General features: G+C 74.4%; 6 protein-coding genes. 3 read left to right on the top strand and 3 right to left on the bottom strand.

The genetic code is table 11. From position 1 onward, the window contains the following. Nucleotides 1–63: 63 nt before the first annotated feature. Both DZG00_RS11835 and DZG00_RS11830 read right to left on the bottom strand, forming a co-directional pair. The gene (locus DZG00_RS11835) at nucleotides 64–720 is read right to left on the bottom strand and encodes an NUDIX domain-containing protein (protein ID WP_119455649.1); all 657 of its coding nucleotides are present in this window, start codon (nucleotides 718–720) and stop codon (nucleotides 64–66) included. A gap of 77 nt (nucleotides 721–797) precedes the next feature. Beyond that, nucleotides 798–1,589 carry an SDR family NAD(P)-dependent oxidoreductase gene (locus DZG00_RS11830; RefSeq protein WP_119382586.1) on the bottom strand — a complete coding sequence of 264 codons (792 nt, stop codon included), beginning with the start codon at nucleotides 1,587–1,589 and terminating at the stop codon, nucleotides 798–800. Nucleotides 1,590–1,682: 93 nt separating this feature from the next. On the opposite strand from DZG00_RS11830, the gene DZG00_RS11825 reads away from it, so the two are divergent. Then, nucleotides 1,683–2,201, top strand: a complete 519-nt coding sequence (locus DZG00_RS11825; RefSeq protein WP_119382587.1) for a MarR family winged helix-turn-helix transcriptional regulator — start codon at nucleotides 1,683–1,685, stop codon at nucleotides 2,199–2,201. On the opposite strand, the gene DZG00_RS11820 is transcribed toward DZG00_RS11825, so the two are convergent. Then, complete coding sequence (locus DZG00_RS11820) at nucleotides 2,202–3,470, bottom strand: NAD(P)/FAD-dependent oxidoreductase (protein ID WP_119382588.1); 1,269 nt, start codon at nucleotides 3,468–3,470, stop codon at nucleotides 2,202–2,204. A 244-nt stretch (nucleotides 3,471–3,714) separates the two neighbouring features. Here DZG00_RS11820 and DZG00_RS11815 point away from each other — a divergent pair, with 244 nt between their 5' ends. Further along, nucleotides 3,715–4,164 carry an Asp23/Gls24 family envelope stress response protein gene (locus tag DZG00_RS11815; RefSeq protein ID WP_119382589.1) on the top strand — a complete coding sequence of 150 codons (450 nt, stop codon included), beginning with the start codon at nucleotides 3,715–3,717 and terminating at the stop codon, nucleotides 4,162–4,164. Nucleotides 4,165–4,282: 118 nt separating this feature from the next. Beyond that, the gene (gene aqpZ / locus DZG00_RS11810) at nucleotides 4,283–5,101 is read left to right on the top strand and encodes an aquaporin Z (protein WP_119382590.1); all 819 of its coding nucleotides are present in this window, start codon (nucleotides 4,283–4,285) and stop codon (nucleotides 5,099–5,101) included. Nucleotides 5,102–5,346 lie beyond the last annotated feature (245 nt).

Here is a 5,346-nt window from a genome sequence, read left to right as displayed (position 1 = left end):
GGCGCGGCTGGCGGGCGCGCGCGGCTGACGGCCAGCCGGCGGCGCGCCGCGGACGCCCGCCCGCTACGCGGGGAACCCGTGCAACGCCACGTGCTGGAGGAGGATCACCGTCTTGCCGTCGGCGATGCGGCCGTCGGCGACCATCGCGAGCGCCTCCTCGAGCGTCACCTCGACGCGCTCGATGTCCTCGCCCTCCTCGGCCACGCCGCCGCCCGCGCCCACGACGTCGGCTGGCGTGTACGACGCGAGGTAGTGGTGGACGCGCTCGGTGACGGATCCGGGGCTCATGAAGAGGTCGAACAGGTGCGTGAGCGCGACGACCTCGACGCCGAGCTCCTCGCGGGCCTCGCGGCGGATCGCGTCCTCGGGGGAGTCCTCGTCGAGGAGGCCGGCCGCGGCCTCGACGAGCATGCCGTCGGGGTGGCCGTTGACGTAGGCGGGGTAGCGGAACTGGCGGGTGAGGAGGATCCGGTGGGTGTCGGCCGCGTAGAGGAGCACGGTCGCGCCGTCGCCCCGGTCGTAGGTCTCGCGCTGCTGCTCCTGCCAGGATCCGTCGCGGAGACGGAGGTCGAGCGTGGTCCGGCGGAGCACGTGCCAGCCGTCGGAGGTGACCTCGACGCGCTTCACGACCACGTCGGGGTTGCGGTCGAGGTCCGTGCCGCGGAGGTGGAGGCCGGTGCGGCCCCTCGAGTCGGGCAGGGTCTCACCGGGGCGCGTCATGCCGCAATCCTCGCGGGCCGGTCGGCGGCGTCGCGTCCGCCGGAGGGCGGATCCGCGCGGCCGCCGACCGGCCGCGGCTACAGCGTGCCCGTGAGCACCCCGCCGTCGGCGCGCAGCGCGGCGCCGTTGGTCGCCGAGGCCAGCGGGCTCGCGAGGTAGGTGACGAGGGTCGCGATCTCGGCGGGCTCGAGGAAGCGCTCGAGCAGCGTCGTGCGGTTCCGGCCGATGACGGCGGTGCGCATGGCCTCGGTCGACACGCCCTGCGCGGCCGCGATGCCCTCGACGGTCCTGGCGACGCCGTCCGACCAGGTCGGCCCGCCGAGCACCGCGTTCACCGTGACGCCTGTGCCCCGCGTCCGCTTCGCGAGCCCGTTGCCGAGGGCGAGCAGCGCGGCCTTCGTGACGCCGTAGTGGATCATGTCGGCCGGGACGTCGACGCCGGACTCGCTGCTGACGGAGATCACGCGCCCCCAGCCGCGCTCGAGCATGCCGCCGAGGAGGTGGCGGGACAGGCGGACGGCGCTCATGAGGTTCACCTCGAGGTAGCGCGCCCACTCGTCGTCGGTGACGGAGTCGAAGTCGGCGAGGCCGAAGAGCCCGACGTTGTTCACGAGGATGTCGACCTCGCCGAGCGCGTCGAGGAGGCGGGTCACCTGGGCGGCGTCGCCGAAGTCCGCGACGAGCCCCGCGGGATCCGCCCCCGGGTGATCCGCGCGGAGGCGCGCGACGGCGGCGTCGACGCGCCCGTGGTCCCGTCCGTTGACGGTGACGCGCACGCCCTCGGCGGTGAGCGCGGACGCGATGGCGTAGCCGATGCCCTCGGTCGATCCGCTCACGAAGGCCGTCCGGCCGTCCAGCTGCATGTCCATGGTGCTCCTGTCTTCACTTTCCTGGTCAACTCAGCATGTCGACTTCGACTTGCGCAGGCAAGTCAGGCGCGCGAGTGCCGTACTCTGGTCGTCATGTCGACGCCCGCGGACGGCCAGGGCCTCGGCCCGGAGCAGCTGGAGGTCTGGGCGTCCCTCGCCACGCTGATGCAGCGGCTCCCGGCGGCGCTCGACGCGCAGCTCCAGCGCGACAGCGGCCTCACCCACTTCGAGCACGGCGTGCTCTACGCGCTCGACACCGCGCCGGATCGCACGCTCCGCATGAGCACGCTCGCCGGGTACGCGAGCTCGACCCTCTCGCGCCTCTCGCGCGCCGCCACGCGTCTCGAGGGCAGGGGGTGGATGCGCCGCTCGGTGGATCCGACGGACGGCCGGTACACGCTCGCCCACCTCACCGGCTCGGGCCACGAGCTGGTCGCGTCCGCGACCCCCGCGCATCACGCGCTCGTCGGAAGGCTCGTCTTCGACGCCCTGACGGAGCGGCAGGCGCGCCAGCTGGGGGAGATCGGGCGGCGTCTCGCGGAGTCCGTCAGCGATGCGCCCGCGTGGCGACCGGCGGGATCCGGGACGACCGACGCCGAGGGCGGGCGCTGATCAGGCGCGGCCCTGCAGGATCAGGTTCCAGTACACCCACGGCAGGACGTACCGGTCGGCGAGGAACGTGATGCGGCGCTCCTTCGCGAGGCCCTTCCAGCCCGGGATGGTGGGCTTCGGGCGGTAGCGGTCGTCGAACTCGGCGAAGACGACGGTCGAGCGGGAGACCACGAACGGGCACACCGAGTAGCCGTTGTAGGTCTGCGGCAGCGGCTTGCCCTTCAGGGCCGCGACGAGGTTCTTGGCGACCGTGGTGGTCTGCTGGCGGAGCGCGCCGCCGGACTTCGAGTTCGTGGTGGCGGCGGCGTCGCCGAGCGCCCACACGTCGGGGAAGCGCGGGTGGCGGAGGGTGAGCGGATCCACCTCGACGAAGCCGCCCGCGTCGCCCGGCGCCGCGAGGCCCGTGCCGGCCAGCCAGTCGGGCGCGGACTGCGGCGGGACCGCGTGCAGCACGTCGTAGGGGAGGGTCTCGCGATCCGCGTCCTCGAGGCCCTGCTGCGCCGCGTGGTCGGGGCCGAGGAGCGCGCGGGCGCGGTCGACGCCGGCGATCTCGACGGTGCGGGCGACCGGATCCACGGCCACGAGCTCGCGCCCGTACCGCACCTCGATGCCGTACTCGGCGACCTTGCGCTCGAGCTCGGCGTCGACGAGCGGCATGCCGAACAGGGTGGGCGTCGGGACGACGAGCACCACGCGGATGTCGTCGAGCACGCCGATCGCGCGCCAGTGGTCGCACGCGAGGTACATGGGCTTCTGAGCCGCCCCCGAGCAGGTGCCGGGGCCGTCGGGCTGCGTGAAGACGACCGTGCCGGAGCGGACATCGCGCAGCACCTTCGAGGCCTTGGCGGCGTAGTGGTGCTCGTAGTTGGAGATCCCGACGGGCGACGCCATCGCCTCGGCGAGGCCGGGCACGGCGTCCCAGTCCTTCTGGATCCCGGGGCACACGATGAGCTGGCCGTACGAGACCCGGCGGCCGGACTCGAGGGCGACCGTCCTCGCGTGCGGGTCGATGCCGGCGACGCGGTCCTGGATCCACGTGACGCCCTTCGGCGTGACGGACCCCTGCGGCCGGGTCGCCTGCGACGCGCGCGCGGTGCCGCCCGCCACGTGCGAGAACATCGGCTGGTAGTAGTGCGTGTCGCGCGGCTCGACGACCGCGACGTCGTCGACGCCGTAGCGCCGGAGCCGCCCCGCGACCGAGAGGCCCGCGTTCCCCCCGCCGATGACGAGCACGTCGTGGTGGTCGGGCGCGCTGCCGGCTGGGGTCATGGCCTCAACCTAGGCCCGGCGTGCGACATCCGGGCGTGCGCCGTCGGTTCGCGGCCCTGGCCGGAAAGCGCACGCCGGGCCGTCGCCGCTGGCCGCGGAGCGAAGCGCGGGCGCTCCTCGCTGGAGGAACCCTGGACGCCCGGGACGATCCGGGAGCCGTGCCCGTCTCCTTGACGTGCCGGTCATCCAGCCGGCATCGCGATCCCCGTCCGGGAGCGCGTCCGATCGACACCAGGAGCACCACATGACCGACGTCACCCCCGCCACCGCCTCCAGCCGCGCCGCCGCGAAGCACACGCCCGCTGACTCGACCTCGGGCAAGAACACGATCGCCGACGGCGTCGTCGAGAAGGTCGCCGGCATCGCGGCACGCCAGGTCCCCGGCGTGCACGACCTCGGCAACGGCGCGGCCCGTGCCGTGGGCGCGATCCGCAACGTCATCGGCCAGCAGGACCGCGGCCAGGGCATCTCCGTCGAGGTCGGCGAGAAGCAGGTCGCGGCGGACATCGTCGTGGTCGCCGAGTACCCCGTCGCGCTGCAGGACCTCGCCGACCGGATCCGCGAGTCCGTCACCGACGCGATCTCGCAGGTCGTCGGCATGGACGTCGCCGAGGTCAACGTCACCGTCTCCGACGTGCACATCCCGTCGGACGACAAGGACGAGGACGACGACGCGAAGAGCCGCGTCCAGTAGCACCGCCAGCTGGCGGGACCGGGCACGACCCGGTCCCGCCGCCGCGCGCGGGGCCGACCGCCCCGCGCCACCCGCACCCGCATCCCGATCCACCCGCACCACCAGAGGACACGAACCGATGAGCAAGTCGACCAGCGCCGCGAAGGCACCCCGCGACACCCCGGCCCAGGGCCGCGGGCAGAAGGCGGCATCCGCCTCGGATCGCCCGTCGACCGCCGCCCGCTGGGGCGCCGAGGCGTTCGGCACGTTCCTCCTCGTCTTCGGCGGCGTCGGCACCGCGCTGTACGCGTCCGCGTTCCCGGACGACGGCAACGCCACGGGCGTCGGCTTCCTCGGCGTCGCGCTCGCGTTCGGACTCACCGTGATGGCGGGCGTCGCGGCCGTCGGCGGGATCTCCGGCGGCCACTTCAACCCCGCCGTCTCCGTCGGCCTCGCGTTCGCGGGCCGCATCGGCTGGCGCGAGGTGCCCGGCTACGTCGTCGCCCAGCTCATCGGCGGGATCCTCGCCTCCAGCGCCCTCGCGCTCATCGCGGCCGACGGCCCGGCCGGCTACCTCGCCGCCGCGCAGGACGGCGGCTTCGCCTCGAACGGCTACGGCGACGCGTCGCCCGGCGGCTTCGGCCTCGGCGCCGTGCTGCTCACCGAGGTGATCCTCACCGCGGTCTTCGTGGCCGTGATCCTCGCGGTCACCGGCCAGAAGGCGTACGCCGCGGTCGCGCCGATCGTCATCGGGCTCACGCTCACCCTGATCCACCTCATCAGCATCCCGGTCAGCAACACCTCCGTGAACCCGGCCCGCTCCATCGCCGCCGCGGTCTACGGCGGACCCGACGCGCTCGGGCAGGTGTGGGCGTTCGTCGTCGCGCCCCTGGTCGGCGCCGCGATCGCCGGGCTCGCGCACCGCGCGCTGACCCGCGCCGCCTCCGTCCCCGCCTGAGCGGTCGTCCTCCGCCCGACCCGCCCGCGCACCCCGCACCCATCCCGCATCCGCACCACAGAAGGAGCACCGCCGTGAACGACGCCGCACCCGCCATCCGTCCCATCGACCTGACCGGCATCGACGCCGCGCACCGGGAGGGGGAGACGGTCGCGCACCGGGTGGGCGTCGCCGCGGCCGAGACCGCCGCGGGCGTCACGGGCGTGCACCACCTCGGCGGTCCGGCCGCGCGCGCGCTCGACGCC

The organism is Clavibacter lycopersici, from assembly GCF_003576405.1.
GTDB lineage: Bacteria > Actinomycetota > Actinomycetes > Actinomycetales > Microbacteriaceae > Clavibacter > Clavibacter lycopersici.
The sequence above is the reverse complement of the archived record's forward strand: the minus strand, read 5'-3'. Positions and strand labels throughout refer to the sequence as shown.